A 24,968-nucleotide genomic window follows, 5' to 3' on the forward strand; every position below is an offset into this window, starting at 1 on the left:
GCGGCAGTCTCCGGTTCGGGACGCGCCGGCGAGAGCCGGTCATGTCCGTGCCGCAGACTATGCGGGTCGCGGGACAGCAATCAACGTGCGGTGTCGGAGCATGGTAAACGAAAGCCCCTCGCGCCGGCGCCGGCGGAGGGGCTGATATCGCATCGGCGAAAGCCGGCAGAGGGCTGGGCCCCGTCACTAAACGACACCGCCGTTGGCGATGCATGGAGATGATACGGCCGGCCGCCGCGAGGATCAAGACGCGATCGCCGGCACGGTAAAGGATTTCCCCACGCCGGCGGGCGATTTCACCACACAGTTCTCCCACTCGCATGTGGGGATAGCGTGGGTGAAATTCGTCGCCGGCGGTGGGGAAACCTCAGGCCTCCACGCCGACCAGCATATCGCCTTGGGTTCCTCGCGTCGGGAAGGCGGCATCGAGGTGCCGCTTGAACGTTGCCCAGTCTTTCGAGATCCGCATCAGCGGGATGATCTGAAGGATGTGATCGCGCAAATCCGGCTGGCCGACGTCGGCCGAGAGGAACTGGTGGTGCTTGTACTTGCGCCGCTTCGTCGCCTCGTCCGTGGGATTGAGTTCGCGGAGCTTCTCGAGGACGCCATCAGGCAGGCGGTCGTAGACGACGTCGTTGGTGATGCGCCCGAGGTACGGAGACTTCGCGTTCGTCACGGGCCAGTCCCATCCCATCAAACGGTAGACCTGCTTATAGAACTCGTCCGGGAATCTCTTCGCCCACGCCAGCCTCTCTTCGGCGAGGTAGACGGAGAGAAGCCGATGCAGTTCGTCGCGGGCCCGCTCATCCTGGAAGCCGGTCGCCTCGTCGACGAGCGCGTCGATCGCCACGTCGGCCAGGGCCCGGATCAGGATTTCCGCCTTATAGGCTTTCTCCTGCTGCTGCGGCTGGAGGGCATTGGCATCGCGGGCCCTCAGCCAGACGTCGCAGATCTTGGTGAGAGCCCTTGCCTCGTACCCAATCAGGGTCCGGCGCGCATCCTTGTAGATCACGGGCTTCAGGGGCCCGTCGAGCAGGTCCTGCGTAATGAACGGCCGAAGCGCTCTGGGAGCGAGAAAGATCGGCGTTGGAAGATCATCCCCGGGGTTGGCCACCTGCGCCGCTTTGATCCGCTTCGACGCACCACTCCGGGACCCCAGCGCCTGCGTGATCCCGAACTCCGACAGGATGCGGCGCCCGTCCTCGAGGACCGCGCAGGGAATCTCCGAGGATCCGATCCGGACCGTGCCTCTATGAGTCGCCTTTGGAAAGGGTCCTTCAGCCTTCTCCTTCGCCCACCGCGACCGCGCCGCCGCCGACGCATTCTCCTTCCGCTCCTCCGCCGTCATCGCTTCCGCCCTCGCCTTCCCGCCCTTGCTCTGCTTCGTCGTCATGATTCGCTTCCATGCGTGCTTGAACTGCGCGGACCTTATGCGTGCTAGAGCGACTTAGCAAGCATTCGACACGGAAGGCATGGTTGCCTGTGGGCCCCAACCCAGAATGTAGGCTTGCGCTGACCTACGTTATGCTGCAATCTGGCGATGCGGTCCCGCCGGGATCGTGCATGGAAGAGCGATTCAGAACCGACTTGATCTCCGAGCATGACGGGAGGCGCCAAATTACCTCCCGTGCCGACGGCGAAAATGCCGGCGGCAGCCGCGGCCAGGACGGCAATCCCCCGCGGAGCAAATCCTTGCCGGACTGCAATCTGGCAAGTGCCCCGCGAGCGCCAACTCGCGGGGCGTCCTTCAAAGCACGAGGTCGTCGAGTGCCAGTCCGGACTCTTCGCGCATGGCTTCTGCTACGATATGCTCTTCATACTCGCGTATGAGATTGTCCGGGATCCACTCGCCATCGCTAGCCCGCCCTACCCTGATGTCCTCAGCACGGGCGATGTCGTTCCAGCGGCCCGAGATAGTGACCCCCGGTGTCTCGCCGACGTCGACGAAAACGTTCGTCACCGTGAACGGCTGCGGCGACCAGTCATTTCGGCATTCACTGCGATTGGAGCCGGGCACCAGCCTGCCGCCTTCAAGTCGCGGTGGATAATACGTGAAGAGCCTCCTGCCCCGATACCGAACCGCCTGCCAGTCGACGTCGAGACCGCTGCGGTCATGTCGCGTCGCCACCGTGCGGACGCCGCGGAGAGTCTGCGCCCACACCAGGGCCTCTTTCGAAGTCCTCGCGACGTAGGAGATGTCGACGGCGCCGCCGTGATGGCTCTGTCGTAGACCGACGAAGGCATAAATGGTCCGGTCCCTCGTCGCCTCGATGACAGTGGCGCCGAGGATTATCCGACGGCCGACCGTCTGCTCGCCGACCGACTCCCACGCAGCCCTGACCCGATCGAGGTCGCATCGAAGAACGTGCCGAAGCGCATAAGCCCCTCGCCGCTTCGGCGTCTTCGGGTGGTGGCGCGCCTCGACCCGCATTTCGGGCCCCTCCCCCGGAACGCCCTCTACGGTCGCTGGAACGAAGGCGGGCGCCGTCGGAGAAGCCGGGGGAACGAAGAAACCGTCGACGAGATCGCGGAGCCTGCCGGAGATCTCGTCGTTTCGCGTGCTCAAGGTCATTGCTGCGATCTCCCGAATCGGGCTTGGTGTCGTCACGGCCATGCCGACGAGGTCCTCGCTGAAGGGCTGGCGAAGGGCTCCGGACGCACCACGCCGGAGCCCGTTCGTTCAGAACGAGACCTCGCCGTCTTCGGTCGAGTATTCCGCCGCCCTCTCCGTCTCGATCGCCGCGAGCGCCATCCCGACGCCGGTTCCGACCAGAACGACGGTCGCGCTCCACGCTGTCCCGTTGCCCGGGTTGCCGCAGTAGGCCCGCACCGCGCCGCCGGCGTCGAGGATCGGCGCGAGATGCTCGGCGTCCTCGCGCGGGATGTGCCCGATGTGATGCTGGTTGCCGAGCCATATCTCGATCGCGTTCGGGTCCGACGGGTTGTCCGGCCGGCGGACGAGGCTGAGGCGCTGCCCGACGCGGGGCATGACGACGCCGTCCAGGCCGTCGCTGCGGCCGTAGCCGTAGTACTGGAGCCCGGCGATCCGACACCAAGCGTCGGGCTCGCCGGCGTCGAGGCGCGAGGCTTCGATTTCGAGATCGGTGCCGAAGAAGTCGGGATGGAGCGTGGTCATTCCGCCGTCCCCGTCGGGCCCGCGTGCGGCGGGTTGCGCGGCGCCCCCGTCCCGCCCGGCTGGTGTCCGCCGCGGATCACGGACGGCTTCGGCTCGACGACGTCGTAGCGCTCGCCGAGCGTCTGCCCGCACGCGAGGAGCACGCTGCCACCGTCTATCACCTCCCCGGTGCGCCGGTTTCGAAGAAGGAGCGTCATGCGGCTCTCGTCGGGCGCTTCGAGATGTCGATTTGGAACCGCTCCGCACGCTGCCGGAACTGTTCCTGCATCTCCTCGTCGACGACGACGGTCTGGACGTTGTGGTCGTCGACCGCAGGATCGAAGTCGGGGATATCGGCGAAGATCCGGGACCCGACCGGCGGGATCCAGTTCGGCACGCGAACGTCCTCGTTCCAGTCGACGTGCTGCCACAGGATCGGCCGCTCGCCCTCGCGCGGCGACCGGCCGGCCTGCTCGCGATCGAGGACGCAGAACGGCGTGATGCCGTCGCGCGAGTTCCAGATCCATTCGACGCGGCCGCCATCGACCGGTTCGCGGTACTTCATGAGGCAGAAAGCCTCGCCGAAAGCTATGGTGTGCTGACGCTTCTCAACCTTCATGGGATTCCTTTCCTGCCGGCGTCTGGCCGGTCCCTGGACGGGCCGCCGGCGGCGACCCGCATTCATGCTACTCGCGCGGTCGCAAGAACCGAGCCGCTAGAACTGCGGCCGCGCGAATCGCCGAAGGGCGTAGTGGTACCCGGGCTCGCCGGGCCAGACGCGGTCTGCGATCGTCTCGATTCGAGGGTCGCAGTCGTAAGCGGTGCACTGGATCCCGAACTCGTCCTCCGCGCCCGAGGGATCGCAAGCGCGGTTCCAGAACACGCGTCGGAGCGGCTGACCGCACGAACGGCATTCGCATGCGTAGACCGCCGGCACGGCGGCGTGGTCGCGATTTTCGGTCATGCCGCCGCCCTCCCCTCGATCTCGGCGAGCCGCGCCCGGAGCGAGACGATCTCATTCTGCATCGCGCAGGTCACCGCGTTCACCTCGCGCGCCATCATCTCGAGGTGCGCGGCGTCATAGCCGGCTGTGGTCAGCGCGATCTGACGCTTTGTGACGCTGTTCCCCAACCGAAACGTTGAGCCGCTGCCCTTCGTCTGGATCTCCCAGCCGCCGGCGAGCGGGATGTAGTAGCGGGGCGGATTGGCGCCGTCGTTCTCGATAGGTCCGATCTCGACCTCGTCCTCACGGGCAATCGGCCAGTGTCGCAGGACGACCTTGAGCGGGTCCTCAGCCTTGCCGTCCCCGAACGTCGGCACGATGCGCCCATAAGCGCCGGTCTCGGGATGCATGTCGCCGGGGATCCAGGCGGCCGCGGCCGGCCGCAAGCGCGGCTCGAGGCCGGCCTTCCGCAGCAGGCGCTCCACCACCGGCGGCTTGACGCCGTGCTGGCGGGCGATCCGCGACACCGTCCAGCCTTCGACGTGGCGCTCGACGATGCGCTCGCGCGCCGCCGATCCGATCCTGTCGACGAGGCTCAGCCGCGACGTCCGCAACTGGGCGCTCGCCGCCGACCTGCCGACGACCGCGGCGATCTGGCGTGCGTCGTCGCCCGCTACAAACCGGGCGACGTGCACCTCGTCCTCTTCTTCCGTGTAGCCCCCGAACTCCGTCATCTCGCTGCCCCTGCCTGCGCGTCTTCGGCGACGTGCGAATCACGTAGCCTAGAACAAAATGCCGAGCATGAAAGACGCCTTCAAGAGCCTCTGAAAAACTTGCTTAACGGCGAGACCCGTGTTGTAAATCAGATTTACAATACGACAATCCTTCCTGCCGCCGATATCGTGCAACTTTCGTACGATTTCTTGCGGTGCGGACGGGCGCTCCTTTCTTGCTACGCGGGCCGCTATCTTGGTTGCATACGGCGACACGCAGCCAGCAAGGAAAACCGGGAAGGATTGGAGCATGCTGAGAAGGATCGGAAGGATTGCGGCGGCGATCGCGAGGTGGCTCGCCAGGCTCACCGATTGGATGGCGTCGCCGTTTCGCGGCACGACGCCGCGGCCGGTGCTGGAGGCCGCGGCGGAGGTCGTCGAGGTCGAGGAAGAGTGCGATGCGGAGCGGTGGCGGCGAGAGAACCCGCGGCCGGTCGTGGAGGCCTCGCTCGCGGAGAAGACCCGGCGGGCTGCCGCGATGATGGTGACGGCGGACAGCACGGCCGTCACCGGGCCGCTCGATCCGTCGGTGCCAGCGGAGGCGCAGATCCTGGAATGGCTACGTGGTCCGGCCGCGTTTCATCTCGGCGCTATCGCGGCGGCGCGGGTGCACGTGATCGAGCCGCATCTCGAAGGCGTGCGGCTGATGCCCGGCGTGCCGTCCGTCGTGCCGTCCGAAGACGACGAGCCGAGATGGCCCGGCGAGCCCGCGACGCTGCGCGAGATACACGACGCCGTGATGCTCCGCATGATCTTGGAGCACGACGGCGACGGCGGCGCGGTCGATCCCGAGGCATTCCACGAAGAGGTCGATCGACACGCCGAAGCCGAGGTCACTGTCGCCGATCTGGTCTGGATCCGGACGCCCGGTCCTAGGCCTGACGACGAGGACGGGGGAGCGGACGAGACGCCAACGCCCGACGAGCTTGATTGAGTTCCTCGATGAGCATGTTGCGCTCCTCCTCGACCGCCTGGCGGGCCAGCCGCTCGCGGCGAAGCGCGGCGGCGAGGCGAGCGACGGCGGCGGGGCCGGTATCGTCGATGGGCGCCGCGGAAGCCATCCTGTCGAAGCCATCCTGGATGGCGCTCGCGAGGCAGGAAGTCGCCGCGAGGCCGCCGAAGATCACGCGGTTTTCGAGAGACATGCGAACCTCCGAGGGACGGGCTGCGAGGGAAGAACAATGGCACGAAAGGATTAAGGAGACGTCAATGTCGGACGAAATGGACGTCATGCGCAAGCGCGTCGAAGCCGCGGATCGAACGCGACGCTGGCGCGAAACCCACGAGCACAGACCGGACACGAGGAGGTGCGACCGCGTGATCGTGGAGGCGCTCGTCGAGTACCTGCGGACGACGCCCGGCAGCGAGCACCTAATGAAGCGGATCCTCGACGACGCGACCAGCGGGCTCGTCTTCCAAGGCTTCCCGACCGGCGACGCTCGGCGGGAGGTCGCGCGGAGGCTGCGGTATCTCACGGCGGGGCCTGGCGTCGGCTCGGGGAGCGTGCGGGCTGCCAGGAAGCGCGGCGTGTCGGCGTAAGCGGGTGGTGCCAGGACGCTCCCGTTACTCCCGCATACGCCGTACCAGACTCAGCGTTTCGAATCGCTTTTCCAGACCGCCGTCGCGCCTGACCGGGCCGGCGGCGGTCTGCGTTCGAGGTGTCGGGCGGAGAGTCTGGAAAAGCGTTGCACATTTCGCTGATACAATTTTCTTGTATCAGTGGCTAATACAAGAAAAATGTATTAGGGCCTCTCCTATCGGCGCTCGCGAAGTCGACGCCGGACAGGAGACGACATGACGAAAGTGGCTTACGAGGAATACGGACCGGCGGCGGATTTCCTGAAGCGGATGACCATGCAGCCGAACTTCGAGATCACCGCCGTCACGCAGCGTGGGAATGACGTCGTCGTTTCGGCCGCTGGGCACCGCATCCGAATCGAGATGACGGTGCATCCCGCGCCGTCGACGCGCCGGATCGACGTCGTCGCGAGGTCGGAGCGGGTCGATCATCAGATCGAGTTCTCGATGCTCGATTTCATGCCTGTCGAGTACTGGCTCATCAACGCTTGGGTCGTCGCCAGCGACATCGCGGCGGCGGCGGTGCAGGCGTACCACCACGGGTACGGCGCGGGCTTCGACCGGGCGATCGCGGCATGAGCGGCACCGTTTTCTCATCGATGCTGGGCGTCCTCGGCATGACGATTCCCGACGCCGCCGCGTTGCTTGGGTGTTCCGAAGCGCATGCCGCGAGCATGTCGAGCGGCCGCGCGAAGATCTCCCGGCAGGACTTGCGGAGACTCCGGCTGATCTACTCGGAGATTTCTGCCGGCCGGGGCGAACGATACCACGCCGGCGCCGTTATGGCGTCCCACGCCCTCCGAGCGCTCCGCGGGACGGACGACATCCCCGGTCTCGTCGATGGCCGCCCCGGGAGGCGCGGAGAACGCCGGAAGTAGGCCGACGCCGCCTGACCCGCGACGATACAATCCACGCCATGAGAGGCCGTCTGGACACGTTCCGGGCGGCCTCTTCGCGTCAACCGCCTGCTAACCACCTTCAACAGTCTCGCGCCGCCCCACCCGGCGGTGTTGTAAGCCGTGCCGTTGCCCCCGATTGCCCTCCAGTCGCGTCTGGGAGCCTTCTCAGCCGCAAAGCACGGGATTTCGCTATTCCCGCCGGCCTCGACCTTCCCTGCCATCTCCGAGCGTCTCTACCCCCTCAACGATTTTGCGCTAAGGCGCGCTCCACGCAACTCCGCATCACTGCCGTCCGCGGCGCGAAGGAAGGATTCGGCCGGCGGCCCGTCCTACCGCCGAAGGAATCCTTCCCAAAGCGCTACAAACGTCCGTTCCTGTTCCTCGGCATGCAGAACGCGAAGGACACGATGGCACGCACCCTGAAGATCCCGACCCCGGCGCCGGAGCGACGCGTGAGCGAGCGGCCTTCCATACGGCCCGGGCGATCTCGTCCATGTCGACGGTGGCTCGTTCGCCAGACCGCGCCCCTCTTCATATAGATTCAGCCATTTCCCCCCACGCCTAAGCCTCTGGAATTACTTGCCTTTTAGATGCCATCTTTCGATTTCCCCCCAAAAAAGGTGCCTCCACCCCACAACTTGAACCGCATTCCGTGCGAGATTTTCGTACTATCTTTGGCCAATTTGAAGTAGCATCATGTCTTCAAAGCAATTTTTAGTAATTTACCTGAAGTTGATTTCTGCCTAAATGAGGAAATTATTGCGCCCCCCCGATTGAATATGCAATGCCGTCATTTCTCCACGGTCCATTGCAAATTCAGTACGAATTTCTCGAACAAAACAAAGGAGGAGATGTGGCTATCTCGAATCTGGCTGCTCTGCCAGATCCCAAAATCGGGGTGTCGAAGCGGCCTCCAGTCGCACCCATAGCAGTCCTCGCCGGCAATATGCCTGTACAAGAATTTTGCACAGAGTACTCTCTCGATGGAGACCGAATCAATTTGGAGGGGAGAATGAACAGCGACAGGAGCCGGAAACTGCAGGACCTCTCGGTCTCGGACCTTATTGTCGTGCTGTTAGTCATCGATTTGAGCGACGAAGTTGGAAGTTTTGAAAGTGCATCTGAGCGGCTTCATATAAAAAAAACCACACTGTCCTCCAGAATCGCTCGTGTAGAGGAGATCTTCGGGCCAATATTTTTTAGAGGACCTGGTGGACGCAGGCTTCCGACACCTACATCTAAAGGTACCGTGTTCTACGGTTATGCGAAGAAAATATTGAAAAATCTCGAAAAACTTGTCGATATCCTCAACGACATGGATCATGTTGTAAGCGAAGAAGAACTTGAATTCGTCAGGATGAATATCAAAAAGCTTCGTGGCGCGGAGCGGGATGCGTTGCTATGGGATCGCATAAACACCATCATGAGTAAGCTTCCACCGGATACCAGAAATAAGCTCGACAGAAAGAACCTAATGGGTTTTGTACAAGAAATTCCTCGACGGGATCCGCTAAGCAAACACGAATTTCAGCCGGTAATCGATCATTCCCTCGGGTGGAAGCCTAGTAAGTCTGGTACCGGGCGTAGCAAATCGGATGCCCTGTCATCGCAGGTGCAGGCGGCTGGCGCCGCCAAAACTCAATCACGACCGTGACTCCGGACGTGAAATAGGAGTTCTCGCCATCGAGGAGCTCGTCCCGGAGCCGGGCGTTGAAGCTATACCATTAGCCGTTCTTTCAGACACCGTCGGCTCGATGAACGCGGTTCGTGCCCCGACGTCGTCGATCATCGGCGCACCGCCCTTGCGAAGAATTCCGAACGTGGTCGAAACGGACGTATCCGGGGATGCTAGGCAGGATGAAGAGGTCCGTCAGGACGCCGGTGACGCTTACCGAGCTTATCTTCCGCTCGACCCGGCTTGCTAGGTGTGTATTGGCACAGGGTCTAGACGCCGATCGGTGTGACAACTCCTTGACCAATCTGAGGTCGGCAGGGGCAGCGTGCCACCCAAGGACATAGGGCGACTTATGCCGTTCAGGCCTGACTGGGGTGATCGACCCTCGGGGAGCCTCCGCGCCCCATCACGGCTTATGCGAGAGCCCGCCCGTTCATCAGGCCGGCACAAATACGCGGCTGCGCCGGCGTCGTCCGTGGAACGGTCGAGAGCGGGTATTCAGGGATCTTCGTCCACCGCTCGGGACAGTGCCATCTTCAGAGCGCTCAGCAGCTCCCGCTCCGAATAGGGCTTGCCGACGAACCCGATCGGCGCCCACTGCATCGCCCGGGTACGCGTCTTCTCGTCCAGATTGCCGCTGACGAACAGCGAAGGGATGTTCCAGCCTTCCCGAAGACGACCTGCCGTCTCCACGCCGTTGGTGCCTCGTGCGAGATTGACGTCCATGATCGCGGCGTCGATCAGGCTGCCGTGGCGCTCCGCGAAAGCGATGGCCTGATGCATGTCGACGGCGTTCCCGATCACCGAGTACCCCGCCTCGACGAGAACGTCTTCCAGGTCCATCGCCAGCAGCATCTCGTCCTCGACGATGAGGATGGTGCAGGGCATCACGCATCCTTCGCGAATACGACGGCGGCATGGTATCCCTTAGCCGTGGCACGCTCCTCGAACCGGCCGCCGAGTTGCGCCGCCATCGTCCGCACGAGGCGGGAGCCGAGCCCCGGTTTGATCGCCTGTCCGTCGAAGCCGACGCCCTCGTCGGCGACGCAGAGTTCGAGCATGCCGTCCGGCACTTCCTTGAGCGTCAGAACGATCGGTCCTGCGGTCCCCTCCGGGTACGCATACTTCAGGGCGTTGGTGACGAGTTCGTTGACGATCAGCGCAATCGGGATCGCCTTCTCGGTCCGGAGCCGGATCGGCTCGACCTCGGTCCGGACTTGCTCCTTCAGGTCTGAAGTGTCAGCGAGATCGCGGCAGAGGCCGTCTAGATAATCCTGCATGTCGACGACGAGGGGGTCGTCGCTCCTGTAGAGGCGCTCGTGAACCGACGTGATCGCTCTGACACGGGATATCGCCTGTTCGAATGCCATCTTCGTGACGGCGTCCTCGACGCGCCGACTCTGCAGGCTGAGGGTGCTAACGACGAGTTGCAGGCTGTTCTTGACCCGGTGATTGACCTCAGCGAGGAGCAGATCCTTCTGTTCCAGCAGGCTTTTCTGCAGCGAGAGGGCCTCCTCCAGGGCCTCTTCCCGCATTTTGTCCGCAGTGACGTCCATGGCGACGCCGATCAGGCGCGACTGACCCTTCGACGTTCGGAGAACCTCGCCACGCGACGCAAGGTGCCGGATGTAACCGTCCGGACGGATCACGCGGTAGTCGAAACGCAGCGACGTCCTATCGGGGCTATCGATGGCGGCCTCCACGATTTCCCGGACGCGCGGAAGGTCGTCCGGATGCATCCGAGCAAAGAATGGCGCCGCGACGGGACCGCCTTCCCCCGGCGCAAAACCGAACATCTCGTCGACGACGGCATTGCGCCGCCAGATGTCTGTTTCGGGCTCGTATTCCCAAGATCCCAGCGAACCCGCATGCATCGCGATCCGCAGCCGCGCATCGGCTTCGCGCTCCTTCAGGACGCTCTCCGTCACGTCCATCGGGGTCTGGACGATGTAGCGCACCGCGCCGTCCTCGTTCAGGATCGGCGTATGGATCGGTGTCCAGTAGCGCTTCTGAAAGCCGCCCCCTTCTTCCGTCGGCCGGGGGATGTCGTACTGGATGACGTTCATTTCGTGCGTCTTGCCGGTGGCCAGCACGTGGCGAAGCGAGACCTCCAGCGGCCCCTGCTCCACCGCGCCGGCCTCCTCGGGATTCTCCGGGAACGCCTCGAGGATGTGCCGGCCGACGATGTCGGCGCGAGTCCGGTCCGTCGTCTTCAAGTAGAGGTCGCTGGCGGCGACGATCGTCAGGTCGGCGTCGAGGACGAGATAAGCCTGGGGGAGCCCGGCGAAGATTTTCGCGACATCCGCAGGCGGCAGTGAATGAGGCATGTTCAAGACCGATCGGACGAAGCTGACGAAAGAGGAATTGGCTACTCTGCTGCGATCTCGGACGGACTCTGGCAACGTCCGACGACCAGGGCGGTGAAATTGGTCAGTCGCTCGTGCCGGCAAGTTCGTGGATCGTCACGGACATGAGCGCGGAATGGTCTCGAGCGGGCAACCGCGGCCGTGTTGTCCAGTCACCGCGTCGGCCGGCGATGCGATCCTGACAATTTTGCCCGCTCTGCCGAGCAAGGACATTATTGAGACCAGCGTCAATCTGTGGATCCTGCGAAAGGCGGGCCGGTTGATTTTGCCCTGCAACGGGCTTACCTCGCTTGCCGCGACCGAACGCAGAGGATCACCGCCGCGATGGATTTCCACCTGACCGCAACGCAGATTTGCCTTGCCATCAGGGATTTCCACACCCATGCCTGCGACGATCTCACTGTCCGCCCTCTCGCTCTCCACGCCTGACGGACGCATCCTTTCCACCGACCTCGACCTGACTTTCGGCTGCGAGCGAACCGGACTCGTCGGCCGCAACGGCGTCGGCAAGACGACACTTCTTCGGGTGCTCGCCGGCGATCTGCCGGTCGCCGCCGGCAAAGTCGCCGTCGGCGGCAGCGTCGGGCTGCTCAGGCAGGCCGTCCAACATCGGCCCGGCGAGACGATCGCCGATCTGTTCGGGGTTCGGGCAGGCCTTGCGGTGCTGCGCCGGGCAGAGGCGGGAACCGCCTCGGTGGACGAACTGGCGGATGCCGACTGGACGCTGGAAGAGCGCGTTGCCACGGCGCTCGTCGCCGTCGGCGTCGAGGCGCCGCTCGATACGCCTATCGCCGGTTTATCCGGTGGCCAGGCCACGAGGGTTCGCCTTGCAGCCCTGACCTTCGCCTCCCCCGACGTCCTTCTCCTGGACGAGCCGACCAACAATCTCGATCGCGAGGGGCGCCAGGCGATGATCGCGCTCCTCGCCGGCTGGAAGGGTGGTGCGATCGTCGTCAGCCACGATCGCGAACTATTGGAGGCGATGGATGCGATCGTCGAGCTGACGTCGCTCGGCGCGACACGCTATGGCGGCAACTGGAGCCACTTTCGCAGGGAGAAGGCGATCGCGCTGGAGGCTGCCAAACATGATCTCGCGGATGCCGAGAAGCAGATCGCCGAGATCGACCGAGGCGCCCAACGCAGCGTCGAGACGAAGGCGCGAAAGGACCGCCGCGGCCGCGGCGCGGCGGCAAAGGGCGGGATGCCGCGCATCATCGCAGGCCTGCGCAAGGATCGGAGCGAGGATTCGGGCGGCGTCGATGCCCGGATCACCGCTCGCAGACGGGAGCGGGCCTTCGGCGCGCTGTCCGAGGCCCGCGAGCGGATCGAGATCCTGCAGCCCTTCGCGGTGACGCTCGCGCCGACCGGACTTGCCTCCCGCAAGGAGGTCCTGAAGCTCGACGACGTGTCTGCCGGCTACGATGCCGCCGAGCCGCTCCTGCAAAACGTCTCGCTATCGATCGTCGGGCCCGAGCGCGTGGCTTTGACAGGGCCGAACGGTGTCGGCAAAACGACGCTTCTGAAGCTCCTCGTCGGCGATCTCCGGCCGCGATCGGGGCGCATGTGGATCACGGCGGACGTCGCCATGCTCGACCAGACCCTCGGCCTCCTGAACCCGGAAACGTCGATCCTGGAGAACTTCCGCTGCATCAATCCGGAGGTCGATGCGAATGCCTGCCGCGCGTCCCTCGCCCGCTTCACCTTCCGGGCGGGGGCGGCCGAGCAGATTGTCGGGACACTGAGCGGCGGCGAGATGTTGCGGGCCGGGCTTGCCTGCGTGCTCGGGGGGCCGCGCCCACCTTCCCTCCTCATCCTCGACGAGCCGACCAACCATCTCGACGTCGCTTCCCTCGAAACGATCGAGGCCGGACTTCGCGCCTATGACGGGGCATTGCTAGTCGTCAGCCACGACGACGCGTTCCTCGACGCCATCGGCATAACGCGGCGATGGCGACTGCGACGATCCGAACGATCCTACGGCGTGCATGCCTTGATCGAAGCCGGCGGCGAATGATTGTGGCCTAAGCTCGATTACTGCGCCGGCGATGCTGCCCGATCAACTCGACCAGGGCCCGTAGTCCCGCTGGCACGTGCCTGCGACCCGGATAATACAGGCAGAGATCATAGGCGGGCGGCATCCAGTCGCCGAGCACCTGCACCAGCCGACCCGTCTTCAGATCGTCGGCGCAAGTCTTGTCCGGCAGGTAGGCAAGGCCGAAACCGGCGCGCGAGCCTTCCAGCATGACGTTCGGCTCGTCCAACGTCAGTCTGCCGGGGACGTCGATCGTCTCAAGCTTCCCGTCCCGCCAGAATTCCCACGGCGAGAGAGCCCCGCTCGGCATGCGAGCCCGGATGCATTCGTGCCGCAGAAGATCGCCGGGAGATGCCGGCACGTCGCGTGCGGCGAAATATTTGGGTGTTCCGACCACGACGAACCGCACTTCGTCTCCAAGCGGGACCGAGACCATGTCGCGGGGCACGACCGCCGCCGGTCGAATGCCCGCGTCCCATCCTTCGGCGACGATGTCGACGAGGCGCCCGTCGGTGGCGATGACCACCTCCATGTCGGGGTAGGCCCGCAAGTAGTCGACGATCACCGGCGAGAGGATCCGGCGCGCGGCACCCGACGAGGCGTTGATCCGCAGCGTTCCCTTCGGGCTGCCGCGCCGCTGGTTCAAGACGTCCATGGCAAGATTGATGTCGGCGACCGCTGGAGCCACCTGCTCGACGAAGGTCTCGCCGGCTTCGGTCAGGCCGACGCTGCGGGTCGTCCTGTTGAACAGCCTGATTCCCAGCCGCTCCTCCAGAGCGATCACCGCGTTGCTGAGCGCCGACGTCGACATGTCGAGCTCACGGGCGGCTGCGCGAAAGCTCCGGTGCCGCGCAACGGCAAGCACGGCTTCCAGTTCGACAAGCCCGGTTTTGTGCATCGTCCGGATTTCCTGGATAAGTCATCGCGCAACGTCCCGATTATCGCACATCCCCTCCTCCATTACATCGGCCGCATCCCAAGCCAACCGCTCGAAGAGGAGCGTCCGATGCGTTCGATCGACACCGCCTACATCGATGGGGCCTTCGTCCCGGTTTCGGGCGACGAGATCCTCGAGATCGTCAATCCGGCCAACGGTGAACCGATCGTCCGACAGCGGCTCGCCGGCCGGCAGGACGCAAGACGCGCGATCGCCGCGGCAAGCCGCGCACAGGCAGCGCTCTCGCAAAGCACGAAGGCCGAGCGGCTCGACATGCTGAGAAGCCTCCAGGCTGCCGTCCTTCGCCGCGCCGACGAGATCCGCGACGTCACGATCGAGGAATACGGCGCTCCGATCAGCCGGGCCCGCTGGATCAGCCAGTACGCCTCAGACTGCTTCGGCTATGCCGCAGACGCCCTGCAGAGATACCAGTTCAGCCGCAGGATCGGCGATGCGACCGTCCGCATGGAACCGGTCGGCGTTGCCGCCCTCATCGCCCCCTGGAACGCTGCTGCCGGCACGATCTGCAGCAAGCTCGCCTCGGCGCTCGCCGCGGGATGCGCCTCGGTGATCAAGCCGAGCGAACTCAGCGGACTGCAGTCGCAGATGGTCACGGAAGCGCTGCATTCCGCCGGACTTCCGGCCGGCATCTTCAACGTCGTCGTCGGGCGCGGCAGCGACGTCGGCGACGAACTCGCCACCAATCCCGACGTCGCTCGCATCTCCTTCACGGGGTCGACGGCAACGGGCAAGGCCATTGCGCGGGCTGCGAGCGAGACGATGAAGCGCGTCAGCCTGTCGCTTTCCGGCAAGTCGGCGGCGATCCTCCTCGACGACGCCGATTTCGAGACAGCCGTTCCAATGGCGCTGAGCAGCGGCTTCCAGAACAACGGCCAGGCCTGCATCGCGGGAACCCGCATTCTCGTCCCGCATGGCCGGCTGGAGGAGGTCGAGGCGATCGTCCGCGCGGCGATGGGCGCATGGAAGGTCGGCGATCCGGCCGATCCCGGAACGACGCTCGGCCCGCTGGCGAGCGCCGCCCAGTTCGACCGCGTCCAGCGATACATCGCCCGGGGCATCGAGCAAGGCGCGACCCTGATCGCCGGCGGGCCCGGCCGGCCGGAGGGTCTCGCCCAAGGCTATTTTGTCCGGCCGACCGTGTTTGCCGACGTCGGCAACGACATGGACATCGCCCGCGAGGAAATCTTCGGGCCCGTCCTCTCGATCATCGCCTATAGCGACGACGACGATGCGGTCGCAAAAGCCAACGACTCCGCCTACGGCCTGCAAGCCTACGTCTATTCCCGCGACGTCGAGCGGGCGAGCCGCGTCGGCGAACGGCTGATGGCCGGATCGATCCTGATCAACCGGGTGACGCCCGACCTGCGGGCGCCGTTCGGCGGCGTCAAGCAGTCCGGCATCGGCCGCGAATTCGGCCTCTTCGGCCTGGAGTCCTTCCTCGAACCGAAGGCGATCGTTCGCGAACACGCGAAACCCCAGGACGCCGCGGCGCAGCCTTGGCGGGGCCAGGGCTGCATCACGGATTTCTACTGAGACGATCCACCCGCCCACGACGATCCGGCCGGACGAGCGGCGCGACCGGAGACCGCGCCGGCGGCAACGTCTGGACGCGTTCGCGGCATGGGAGGCTCGGCCGTCCCGCAGTGGGAGCCGGATAGCCGCAACCGACCTCGTCCACCAGAGAACTGGCACCACAGGAGACCTGAACATGGAAGAGCGACATCTCGCCGGTCCTGGCACGGCCGAACCCGTCGATCGAAACAGGCGCGGACTGATCGGCGTCGCAGCGGCGGCGATGGCCGCGGCACAACTCGGGAGCATCGTCGATGCCCATGCGCGCAGCGCCTCCACGGAGGCGGCCGCCGAGAATCCAGCAAGGCCCGGTCCGGGGGCATCCTTCGCGGCGATCCATCAGATCGAGGCCGGCGTCCTGAATGTCGGCTATGCCGAGGCCGGCCCCGCCGACGGCCCGGCGGTGCTCCTTCTGCATGGCTGGCCCTACGACATCCACAGCTATGGCGACGTCGCCCCGATCCTCGCCACCGCCGGCTACCGCGTCGTCATTCCCTATCTTCGGGGTCATGGCTCGACCCGCTTCCTGTCCGAGGCGACGATGCGCAACGGCCAGCAGTCGGTCGTCGCGGCGGACGGCATCGCGCTGATGGATGCGCTCGCCATCAAGACGGCCATCATCGCCGGCTACGATTGGGGTGCGCGGACGGCCGCCATCATGGCGGCGCTTTGGCCGGAGCGCTGCAAGGCTCTCGTCTCGGTCAGCGGCTATCTGATCGGCAGCCAGACGGCGGGCGCCGAGCCTCTACCGCCGAGGGCCGAGCTGCAATGGTGGTACCAATACTACTTCGCCACCGAACGCGGCCGCGCCGGATACGACAAGTACCGGCACGACTTCGCCAGGCTCATCTGGCGGATCGCCTCCCCCGACTGGCACTTCGACGACGCCACCTTCGCGCGCAGCGCGGCGGCGCTCGACAATCCCGACCATGTCGCCATCGTGATCCACAACTATCGCTGGCGCCTGGGGCTCGCCGAGGGCGATCCGGCATTCGACGCGCTCGAACAGCGGCTCGCGACATTCCCGGCGATCACCGTGCCGACCATCACGCTCGAGGGCGATGCCAACGGCGCCCCTCATCCGGCCCCGGCATCCTATGCCGAACGGTTCTCCGGCAAATACGTCCACCGCACCATCGAAGGCGGCATTGGTCACAACCTGCCGCAGGAAGCGCCGCAGGCCTTCGCCAAGGCTGTCATCGACGCCGACAGGCTGTGAGGCCTGTCCGCCCCACGTCTCGAACGAAAGAAACGACACGATGAAAAAGCTCATCGCCGGGCTGATGCTCGCCTCGGTAATGCTCGGCACAGCCGTCACTTCGGCCGCTGCCCAGAACCCCACGATCGTCCTCGTGCACGGGGCCTTTGCCGACGGATCGAGCTGGCAGAAGGTGATTCCTCTCCTGCGGGCGCAGGGCCTCGGCGTGGTGGCCGTCCAGAACCCGCTCTCTTCGCTGGAGGACGATGTCGACGCGACCCGGCGGGCCATCGATGCGGTTCACGGGCCGGTTGTTCTCGTCGGCCACAGCTGGGGCGGCGTGGTCATCACCGAGGCCGGCAACGATCCGAAGGTGGCCTCCCTCGTCTATGTCGCGGCGTTCGCCCCGGACGACGGCCAGTCGATCACCACGATGACCGCCGGCTCACTGCCGCCGGCCTATGCGCCCTACCTGCGCAAGGATGGCGGTGGCTACCTCACCCTGACCGAAGAGGGCGTGAAGACAGACTTCGCCCAGGATCTGCCGCCGGCCGAGGCCGAACTCGTCGCCATCACCCAGGGGCCGTGGGCGGCCGAATGCATCGACGCGAAGGTCTCGCACGCAGCTTGGCATGACAAGCCCGTCGTCGACGTCGTCACCGAGAACGACCGGATGATCCCGCCGTCTTTCCAGGAAGAGATGGCGGCGGCGATGGAGGCCAAGGTCGTGAAAGTCGCTTCGAGCCATGTGGCGATGCTCAGCCATCCGAAGGCTGTCGCCGACGCGATCATCTCGGCCGCCGACGACGCTGGCCGATGAGCGACCGCCACCCCCGCCAGACTGGAGAACGTCCATGAGCGCGAATGAACAAAATTCCGCCGGCGTCGCGTTGATCTTCGGCGGTTCCCGCGGGATCGGCGCGGCCATCGCCACCCGGTTGGCGCAGGCCGGATACCGCGTCGCGCTGACCTATGTCTCACGGCCCGACAAGGCGCATGATGTTGCCGCGACGATTGCGGCCGAGGGTGGCGAGGCCGTGGCCATCGAGGCCGACAGTTCCGATCCCGGCGCAATCCGAGCCGCCGTCGCAGGCACCATCGAGCGGTTCGGCCGCCTCGACGTCGCGGTCGTCAACGCCGGTGTCCTCCGCCTCGGAACGATCGACGAACTGTCGCTCGAAGACCTCGATCTGACGCTCGCCGTTAACGTCCGAGGCGTCTTCCTGGCGATCCAGGCGGCCGCGACCGAAATGCAGGACGGCGGACGCATCATTACCATCGGCAGCAATGCAGCCAAGCACGTGGTACGGGGAAGCAGCATCTACGCCATGAGCAAGGCGGCCGTCGCCACCATGGTCAAGGGCATCGCGCTCGACCTTGCGCCGAGGGGCATCACCGTCAACAACATCCAGCCCGGCCCGACGGAGACCGACATGACGGCGTCGATGGTCTCCGATCTGGCCGCGATGGTTCCCATCGGACGCGTCGGTCAAGGCGCGGAGATCGCCGAGCTCGCGCTCTATCTCGCGGGTCCGCAGTCCGGCTACATGACGGGATCGAGCCTGACGATCGACGGAGGCTTCGCTCTTTGAGCTGAAGCAGGCGCTCCGAGGCTCCCTTCCGCAAATCAGCCGTCGGCCGGAGGAAATCGGCCGACGGCTCGCGGTGGATAGCCGCCTCCCATTCCTGGCCGCAGCCTTCTTCGTCATCCGGCCAGAATGCCACGAGTCGAGAAGCGGCCACGGCACCCAATCGCGAGCCATCGCGGACCGCGACCCGATAATTCCTCGACGAAGTGATTCAGCACCGACGGTGGTGCCCCCGAAAACCGACTTCGCCACGATGCAGGTTCCGCCCGGCCCTCTGGCCGGATGCATCCACCGTCATTTTCTGCCGAGAAGCGACCGGAGCGTAGAGGTTCTTCCGGGGTGCAACGTGACTGACGCTTCGATGCGAATAGCCGAACCTCGACCTTCGGTGTGCAGGATCGACGCTCAGGTCGAGTAGCCTCGACCACCGGCTTCGACGCATTGTTTGCCCATCGGCCAACCGGCCCATGGAGAACACGATGTGTAACCCTCGAAACGTGATGGGCGCGCCCTTCGCCGCATCGGCCTCGACCGCATTCGCAGCGATTTCTCAGCCCGCATCGAGCGATCCGTCGAGCTGTCCTCGAAAGAGATGCACCAGCGCGTGCCATCACCGGCCGTTCGAAGGGCCTGAAGCGATGCTTCCGGCGAAGGCCGTCCGGTAAGCGGCGACCAGCGGCCCCAACAAGACCTTCATCAAGGCAAGACAACCGACACCGAGGGCCGCCACCGGCTGCTCGAACGCCTCTTCGCGTCACCAGGAAAGGACAATTCCATGCGTATCGTCATCATCGGCGGCACCGGCCTCATCGGCTCGAAGACGGTCGAACGTCTGCGCAAGAAAGGGCACGAGGTCCTCGCGGCCTCGCCCAGCAGCGGCGTCGACACCATCACCGGCGAAGGCCTGGACGAGGCGTTGGAAGACACGCAGGTGGTGATCGATCTCGCCAATTCGCCGTCCTTCGAGGACGCAGCGGTTCTCGCGTTCTTCGAGACAGCGGGGCGAAACCTCGCCACGGCGGAAATGAAGGCCGGTGTCAGGCACCACGTCGCGCTCTCGGTGGTCGGTGCCGAACGACTGCCGGCCAGCGGCTACCTGCAGGCCAAGCTGGCCCAGGAAAGGCTGATCAAGACGTCCGGCATCCCCTACACGATCGTCCATTCGACACAGTTCTTCGAGTTCCTCCCCGGCATCGCCCAGTCCGCGACAGCCGGAGACACGGTCACGGTTTCGTCCGCCTACTTCCAGCCGATCGCCTCCGACGACGTCGCCGACGTGATGGCCGACGTCGCGGTGGCCGCTCCGGTGAACGGCGTGATCGAGATCGGCGGCCCGGACACGATGCGCATGAGCGACCTCGTCGAACGATATCTCGACATGACGAACGACACCCGGACGGTGAAAGCCGATCCCCATGCCCGCTACTTCGGCGCCGAACTGGATGACGGATCGCTCGTGCCGGGTGCGGGCGCGCGTCTCGGCAAGGTCCGCTTCCAGGAGTGGTTCAGCCACGCGCGGCTTCCTCGCCGCTGACTAGCAATCCCACCCCTCCCTCGGTGCAGGCGCATAGCCATCGACGACGGCGAGGAAATGGCCGTCATCGCGCCGGTCCCGGCGACCATGCGATCGCCCTCTACCGCGCCATCCAACTTCAACGGGCCCTGCCCTTCAGAAAGGACTCATCATGACCCAGCGTATCGACTACCAGAAGCAATCCCCCGAGCTGTTCCGGAAGTTTCTCGCCTTCAGCATGGCCTTCGAACAGTCAGCGATCGAAGAACCGATCCGCGATCTGGTCGACATCCGGGCCTCGCAGATCAACGGCTGCGCGTTCTGCCTGGACATGCACATTAAGGCGGCGACCATCCATGGCGAACGGCCGCTGCGGCTTCACCATGTCGTCATCTGGCGGGAATCGAACCTGTTCAGCCCGCGCGAACGCGCCGCCCTGGCCTGGACCGAAGCCTTGACCCGACTTCCTGCCGACGGCGTGCCCAACAGCGTCTACGAACGCGTTCGCACGCAACTGTCCGAGCTGGAACTGTCGGATCTGACCTTCTTGGTCATGGCGATCAACGCCTGGAACCGCGTCAACATCGCCTTTCAGACCGTGCCCGGCACCTTCGACAAGGCCTACGGCATCGACAAATCCGGCCTGGCCTGAGTGAGCGCCGGCGCGGTTATTTGACCGTGCCCGGCCGCGTCAGCCGAACATCCCCCAGATCGAACGCTTCAATTCACCCGAGGAACGAGCCATGACCCTATTGAAAAGCCTCGCCGTGTTGCCGCTGCTCCTCGTGGCCGGCGCCGCCTATGGGCAGCAAGCCCCGGCGGAAGCCATCGTCATGCCACTGATGACCAAGGCGCTGCCGGAGTACCCGGGCAAGGAGGCCCTGGTCCTCACCGTCGTCTACCCGCCGGGCGCGGTCGATCCCGTGCACCGCCACGACGCGCATGCCTTCGTCTATGTGCTGGAGGGATCGATCGTGATGGGTCTGCGCGGCGGCAAGACCGTCACGCTGTCGCCAGGCCAGACGTTCTACGAAGGCCCGAACGACGTGCATACCATCGGGCACAACGCCAGCCTGACCAAGCCTGCCAGATTCTTGGTCGTTCTGTTCAAGAACGAGGGTGAGCCGGTAGCGACGCCCGCCCACTGACACGACGTCGCCGTCGATGCCGGCGCCGCGGCGTCCATCGGGGAAATCGTTGCGGTCTTGCTGCGTAAACAGATTGCCGGGTCATTCGACCCGCCAGCAAAGGCACCCTGGCTGGCTTGATGGTCATCCGCAAGCTGTGCGCGTGACGCCAACACACCGCTTCGCCGACCGTTCACGAGCATCCATTCGCGCCGGCCGCATCGACGGATGAAACTAATGCGTTCCGGGGCGACCGCGTACGCGATCAATCTTCGACCTTGGCCGAATGTCATTGGTTCTTCGCGGGCGGCCTGGCCGAAGCCGGAGGATATCCTGATGCTGGATCAGTTTTTTGGACACGATCGTCTTCGCTTCCTGACGCGCACAGAACAAGGCGGCGCCAGGGGGTCCGCGCCAGCGGCAAACGTCGTGCCGCACAATCTCGCGGCGCCGATACCGACGAGACGCACTGCTGCCGTCCTTGCCGCCAGCGAGGCTCTTGCCGACCCGAGAGGCGCGCCCGCCTGTGTGCGGTCTCTGTGGCGGAGCATTGGGCATAGTGAAGAAGAGCTCGCTGCCGAATTCGAAGACGCCGATGAACTCGTCGTCGCGATCGCCGAGCAAAAGGCATCTCTGATGACGCAGGCCCTGAACACCGGAGGGTACCCCCGCAGCGAGGATGTCGCCCGAGAGACGCTCGTGGCATTCGGACTGGCTGCCTGGAACGAGTATTCAACGACCCTTCCCGGGCTCGTCCGGCTGCTGGCGGCCGAGGGGCAGCGAAATCCCACGCTGAAGCAGCGGGTTTTCGACGCCGGCCCGGCTTTGGTCGCAAGCAGACTTCGCCAATTTCTTTCGCAAGCCGATGAGGCCGGTATCCTCCGCGTCTCGGATGCCCAGGCGCAGGCCCAGCAGTTGATGGGGATGCTGAGAGAGCCCCTCTATCAGGCCCTAGTTCACCTTCGTCCTCCGAAGCACACGGCAAACGACCATGTTCAAGAAAGCGTCCAGAGTTTCGTCCATGGGTGCGGACGCGTGAAGGGAAACGTCCATGAGCTGGATTGATCGGGTTCCTCAGTCCACACTCTCGCGGACGAGGAGCCACGCGGCCAGTGCGTCATCACGGTCAATCGCAGGCAGCGTTCTCGAGGATCTCGGACGGCTTGTCGACAAGGATGGCTCGCTCGTGACGGTCGATGCCACTGACTGGATCGTATGCTTCGTCCCTGGCCTGCAACGGCAGTGGTGGCATTTCCTTGCGAATGTCAGGCACAAGCACGTCTTTGCCATACGACCGACGGGCAGCGGAAGCTGGCTGCTCTTCGAGCCCTGGTGGTCGCGGATTATGGTCACGACCTTGAGCTCGGCCGAGGCCGTAAAATTTCTCCGGTGGGCTGAAACCGGCGACATGCTGCGCGTGCGCGAAGCCATTCCGGGCAGAGCCAGCCAGTTTCGCGGTTGGTCCAACTGTGCGGTCCTGATCTCCCTGTTACTCGGCCGATCCAGCCGGACCTGGACACCGCATGGTCTGTATCGGCAATTGCTCGAAGAAGAGTCGACGCAGCAAGAGACCGTCGAGAACATTCTCGGCAATGAAATCGCAGCGACGATGCGGCGGCAATTTGGGGCACTGAGCCTCGGCGCGGAGCATTTGGCGCTACCTCTCAAGGAGCGGCTCTTCATCGTCGGATGCGCTGTCCTAGAAGCAATGATGACACCGTCGCTGCTGGATCTGTTTCATGCCGTCTTCGCGGAAGGACAACGCTATCCCCATGCGGCCGACATCTTCGATCGACAGGGGACCATGCTGGCTGTCGATGCGGTGGCGAAAATTCTGACCGCTGCAAAACTACGGGGCGAAGTCGATCTCCTGGACTGCGAGGCCGGCGCTCGGCAATTCTTGGGAATGCTGCGCGCCAGCTTCCATCTGGACGCCGTTCTCCAGGTCACCTCCCCGCCAACGCGGTTCGAGATGGAATCCCACGCGCGCGACTCGGCCGACCTCTTTCTTGATGGCGCCATGACTCAAGGGACGCAGCCCCCCGGGGATTCCTCGCGGAAGCACATCACTGATGGAATGTCCGAGAGTGACGGTCAACGCGGTGGACGAATATCTACGCTCGACATTCGCTCACCTAGGCCACCGAAAACGGACGGCAGACATCAATCAAGCTGCTTTCCGACGATGTCACCGAAGCCATGACCGAGGTCGCGCTGGCCGAGCCGGCCAAGGGCGTGGTTGAGATCGGCAGGCCGAACGAGGTGCCCATGAGCGACCCTGTCGAACGGTTCCTCAAGATGACGACTGACACCTGCATGGCAACCGCCGATCCACAGGCTCGCTACTTGGGCACCGAGCTCGCCGAACGATCCTTAGTTCCTGGAAAAGGTGCCTGCCTCAGCAAGATTCGCTTCCTGGACTGGTTCAGTCGCGCACCGCTGCTGCGACGCTGATCCGGGCGCAGCTTGCCTGCTTCGCCTTGCCCCACCCGAACATCGCCAGAACGCAAAGCAAAGGAGCCAACTTCATGAACACGGAACATCCGTTTGCGGCCACGGTGACGCGCCGTGCGCTCCTCCAGACAGCCTTGGCCGCAGCCGCCATCGCAGGCCTCGACAGGGTCGCGAAAGCACAGATCGCGCCCCGCACCACCTCTCTTCTCCCGGCAAAAAAGGATCCCCTCGCCATGAGCACCATCATCACCACGGACGGCACCGAGATCTTCTACAAGGACTGGGGTCCCAGGGACGGCCGCCCCCTCGTTTTCCATCACGGCTGGCCTCTGAGTTCCGATGACTGGGACACCCAGATGCTGTTCTTCCTGGAAAAGGGCTATCGCGTCGTCGCCCATGACCGGCGCGGCCACGGACGCTCCGCTCAGGTGAGCGACGGCCACGACATGGACCATTACGCCGCCGATGCAGCGGCGGTGGTCGAGCATCTCGATCTCAGGGATACCATCCATATCGGCCACTCCACCGGCGGCGGCGAAGCGGCCCGCTATGTCGCCCGCCATGGCAGGGACCGAGCGTCGAAGCTCGTTCTCATTGCCGCGGTGCCGCCGCTCATGGTGGAAACGCCCGCCAATCCAGGCGGACTGCCGATCGCGGTATTCGATGGCCTGCGCAAGGATCTCGCCGGCAACCGGGCGCAGTTCTACGTCGACTTCCCGTCCGGCCCCTTCTACGGCTTCAACCGGCCGGGCGCCCATCCCGTGCAGAGCATCATCCAGAACTGGTGGCGGCAGGGCATGATGGGCGGTGCGAAGGCGCACTATGACGGGATCAAGGCGTTCTCGGAGACCGATTTCACGGATGACCTGAAGAGCATCGAGTTGCCGGCGCTGGTCATGCACAGCCGAGACGACCAGATCGTGCCCTTCGCCGATTCCGCTCCTCTCTCGGCGAAGCTCCTGAGGAACGCGAGCCTCAAGGTCTACGAGGATCTTCCGCACGGCATGTGCACCACCCATGCCGAGGTCGTGAACCGCGACCTGCTGGCATTCATCGCCTCTTAGGCTCGCTGCCCCCTCCCCGCGAGCCCGAGGATCGCCGGCCGTTTCCGCTCGGCCGGCGATCACCCTTCCCGTCGAAATTTGGGAAAGCTTTCACAGTTGCTGTGAATGACGA

General features: G+C 64.7%; 25 protein-coding genes. 16 read left to right on the top strand and 9 right to left on the bottom strand.

Annotated features, from left to right (window positions below; all coding sequences use genetic code 11):
• Window positions 1-367 precede the first annotated feature (367 nt).
• The 6 genes from LH400_RS22425 to LH400_RS22450 all read right to left on the bottom strand — a co-directional run bounded on the left by LH400_RS22425 (window position 368) and on the right by LH400_RS22450 (window position 4,792).
• Window positions 368-1,393 (bottom strand): P63C domain-containing protein, encoded by a 1,026-nt coding sequence (locus LH400_RS22425; RefSeq protein ID WP_229155697.1) that lies wholly within the window; start codon window positions 1,391-1,393, stop codon window positions 368-370.
• 354 nt (window positions 1,394-1,747) lie between these two features.
• Window positions 1,748-2,614 carry a hypothetical protein gene (locus LH400_RS22430; RefSeq protein WP_229155698.1) on the bottom strand — a complete coding sequence of 289 codons (867 nt, stop codon included), beginning with the start codon at window positions 2,612-2,614 and terminating at the stop codon, window positions 1,748-1,750.
• Window positions 2,615-2,680: 66 nt separating this feature from the next.
• Complete coding sequence (locus LH400_RS22435) at window positions 2,681-3,136, bottom strand: HIRAN domain-containing protein (RefSeq protein WP_229155699.1); 456 nt, start codon at window positions 3,134-3,136, stop codon at window positions 2,681-2,683.
• The gene (locus LH400_RS22440) at window positions 3,133-3,333 is read right to left on the bottom strand and encodes a hypothetical protein (RefSeq protein WP_229155700.1); all 201 of its coding nucleotides are present in this window, start codon (window positions 3,331-3,333) and stop codon (window positions 3,133-3,135) included. Before LH400_RS22440 ends, LH400_RS22435 begins: the two co-directional genes overlap by 4 nt.
• Complete coding sequence (locus LH400_RS22445; RefSeq protein WP_229155701.1) at window positions 3,330-3,734, bottom strand: hypothetical protein; 405 nt, start codon at window positions 3,732-3,734, stop codon at window positions 3,330-3,332. Before LH400_RS22445 ends, LH400_RS22440 begins: the two co-directional genes overlap by 4 nt.
• A 341-nt stretch (window positions 3,735-4,075) precedes the next feature.
• On the bottom strand, window positions 4,076-4,792 hold the full coding sequence (locus tag LH400_RS22450; protein ID WP_229155702.1) for a hypothetical protein: 717 nt from the start codon (window positions 4,790-4,792) through the stop codon (window positions 4,076-4,078).
• Window positions 4,793-5,183: 391 nt separating this feature from the next.
• Here LH400_RS22450 and LH400_RS22455 point away from each other — a divergent pair, with 391 nt between their 5' ends.
• The 4 genes from LH400_RS22455 to LH400_RS22470 all read left to right on the top strand — a co-directional run bounded on the left by LH400_RS22455 (window position 5,184) and on the right by LH400_RS22470 (window position 8,962).
• Window positions 5,184-5,765, top strand: a complete 582-nt coding sequence (locus LH400_RS22455) for a hypothetical protein (protein ID WP_229155703.1) — start codon at window positions 5,184-5,186, stop codon at window positions 5,763-5,765.
• A gap of 275 nt (window positions 5,766-6,040) precedes the next feature.
• Window positions 6,041-6,370: a hypothetical protein gene (locus LH400_RS22460; protein WP_229155704.1), complete on the top strand. Its 330-nt coding sequence runs from the start codon at window positions 6,041-6,043 to the stop codon at window positions 6,368-6,370.
• A 255-nt stretch (window positions 6,371-6,625) separates the two neighbouring features.
• The gene (locus LH400_RS22465) at window positions 6,626-6,988 is read left to right on the top strand and encodes a hypothetical protein (RefSeq protein ID WP_229155705.1); all 363 of its coding nucleotides are present in this window, start codon (window positions 6,626-6,628) and stop codon (window positions 6,986-6,988) included.
• Between the two features lie 1,104 nt (window positions 6,989-8,092).
• Window positions 8,093-8,962, top strand: coding sequence for a hypothetical protein (locus LH400_RS22470; RefSeq protein WP_229155706.1), 870 nt, complete (start codon window positions 8,093-8,095; stop codon window positions 8,960-8,962).
• A gap of 519 nt (window positions 8,963-9,481) precedes the next feature.
• Here LH400_RS22470 and LH400_RS22475 read toward each other — a convergent pair.
• Both LH400_RS22475 and LH400_RS22480 read right to left on the bottom strand, forming a co-directional pair.
• Window positions 9,482-9,871 carry a response regulator gene (locus LH400_RS22475; protein ID WP_229155707.1) on the bottom strand — a complete coding sequence of 130 codons (390 nt, stop codon included), beginning with the start codon at window positions 9,869-9,871 and terminating at the stop codon, window positions 9,482-9,484.
• Entirely contained in the window at window positions 9,871-11,310 is a 1,440-nt protein-coding gene (locus LH400_RS22480; protein ID WP_229155708.1) for a sensor histidine kinase, read from the bottom strand. Before LH400_RS22480 ends, LH400_RS22475 begins: the two co-directional genes overlap by 1 nt.
• Before the next feature lie 421 nt (window positions 11,311-11,731).
• Between LH400_RS22480 and LH400_RS22485 the strand changes: the two genes are divergently transcribed.
• Window positions 11,732-13,363: an ABC-F family ATP-binding cassette domain-containing protein gene (locus LH400_RS22485; RefSeq protein ID WP_229155709.1), complete on the top strand. Its 1,632-nt coding sequence runs from the start codon at window positions 11,732-11,734 to the stop codon at window positions 13,361-13,363.
• A 7-nt stretch (window positions 13,364-13,370) separates the two neighbouring features.
• Here the strand turns inward: LH400_RS22485 and LH400_RS22490 are convergent, their stop codons facing one another.
• The gene (locus LH400_RS22490) at window positions 13,371-14,279 is read right to left on the bottom strand and encodes a LysR family transcriptional regulator (RefSeq protein ID WP_229155710.1); all 909 of its coding nucleotides are present in this window, start codon (window positions 14,277-14,279) and stop codon (window positions 13,371-13,373) included.
• Between the two features lie 108 nt (window positions 14,280-14,387).
• On the opposite strand from LH400_RS22490, the gene LH400_RS22495 reads away from it, so the two are divergent.
• From LH400_RS22495 to LH400_RS22545, 11 genes are all read left to right on the top strand, one after another.
• On the top strand, window positions 14,388-15,872 hold the full coding sequence (locus LH400_RS22495) for an aldehyde dehydrogenase family protein (protein ID WP_229155711.1): 1,485 nt from the start codon (window positions 14,388-14,390) through the stop codon (window positions 15,870-15,872).
• A gap of 175 nt (window positions 15,873-16,047) precedes the next feature.
• A complete protein-coding gene (locus LH400_RS22500) occupies window positions 16,048-17,130 on the top strand; it encodes an alpha/beta fold hydrolase (RefSeq protein ID WP_229155712.1) in 1,083 nt (360 codons plus the stop codon).
• 40 nt (window positions 17,131-17,170) lie between these two features.
• Window positions 17,171-17,929 carry an alpha/beta fold hydrolase gene (locus tag LH400_RS22505; RefSeq protein ID WP_229155713.1) on the top strand — a complete coding sequence of 253 codons (759 nt, stop codon included), beginning with the start codon at window positions 17,171-17,173 and terminating at the stop codon, window positions 17,927-17,929.
• Window positions 17,930-17,963: 34 nt separating this feature from the next.
• A complete protein-coding gene (locus tag LH400_RS22510) occupies window positions 17,964-18,701 on the top strand; it encodes an SDR family NAD(P)-dependent oxidoreductase (protein WP_229155714.1) in 738 nt (245 codons plus the stop codon).
• A gap of 772 nt (window positions 18,702-19,473) precedes the next feature.
• On the top strand, window positions 19,474-20,232 hold the full coding sequence (locus LH400_RS22515) for an SDR family oxidoreductase (RefSeq protein WP_229155715.1): 759 nt from the start codon (window positions 19,474-19,476) through the stop codon (window positions 20,230-20,232).
• A 151-nt stretch (window positions 20,233-20,383) separates the two neighbouring features.
• Window positions 20,384-20,863 (top strand): carboxymuconolactone decarboxylase family protein, encoded by a 480-nt coding sequence (locus tag LH400_RS22520; RefSeq protein ID WP_229155716.1) that lies wholly within the window; start codon window positions 20,384-20,386, stop codon window positions 20,861-20,863.
• A 91-nt stretch (window positions 20,864-20,954) separates the two neighbouring features.
• The gene (locus LH400_RS22525) at window positions 20,955-21,359 is read left to right on the top strand and encodes a cupin domain-containing protein (protein ID WP_229155717.1); all 405 of its coding nucleotides are present in this window, start codon (window positions 20,955-20,957) and stop codon (window positions 21,357-21,359) included.
• Window positions 21,360-21,674: 315 nt separating this feature from the next.
• Window positions 21,675-22,403, top strand: coding sequence for a TetR/AcrR family transcriptional regulator C-terminal domain-containing protein (locus tag LH400_RS22530; RefSeq protein ID WP_229155718.1), 729 nt, complete (start codon window positions 21,675-21,677; stop codon window positions 22,401-22,403).
• Window positions 22,390-23,541, top strand: coding sequence for a TetR/AcrR family transcriptional regulator C-terminal domain-containing protein (locus LH400_RS22535; RefSeq protein WP_229155719.1), 1,152 nt, complete (start codon window positions 22,390-22,392; stop codon window positions 23,539-23,541). Before LH400_RS22530 ends, LH400_RS22535 begins: the two co-directional genes overlap by 14 nt.
• Complete coding sequence (locus LH400_RS22540) at window positions 23,538-23,792, top strand: hypothetical protein (RefSeq protein ID WP_229155720.1); 255 nt, start codon at window positions 23,538-23,540, stop codon at window positions 23,790-23,792. The genes LH400_RS22535 and LH400_RS22540 overlap by 4 nt, the downstream gene beginning before the upstream one ends.
• Before the next feature lie 233 nt (window positions 23,793-24,025).
• Window positions 24,026-24,856: an alpha/beta fold hydrolase gene (locus LH400_RS22545; protein ID WP_229155721.1), complete on the top strand. Its 831-nt coding sequence runs from the start codon at window positions 24,026-24,028 to the stop codon at window positions 24,854-24,856.
• The last annotated feature ends 112 nt before the right edge of the window (window positions 24,857-24,968 follow it).

Origin of the sequence: Jiella soli, from assembly GCF_020615385.1 — a bacterium.
Lineage (GTDB): Bacteria > Pseudomonadota > Alphaproteobacteria > Rhizobiales > Rhizobiaceae > VKMB-3413.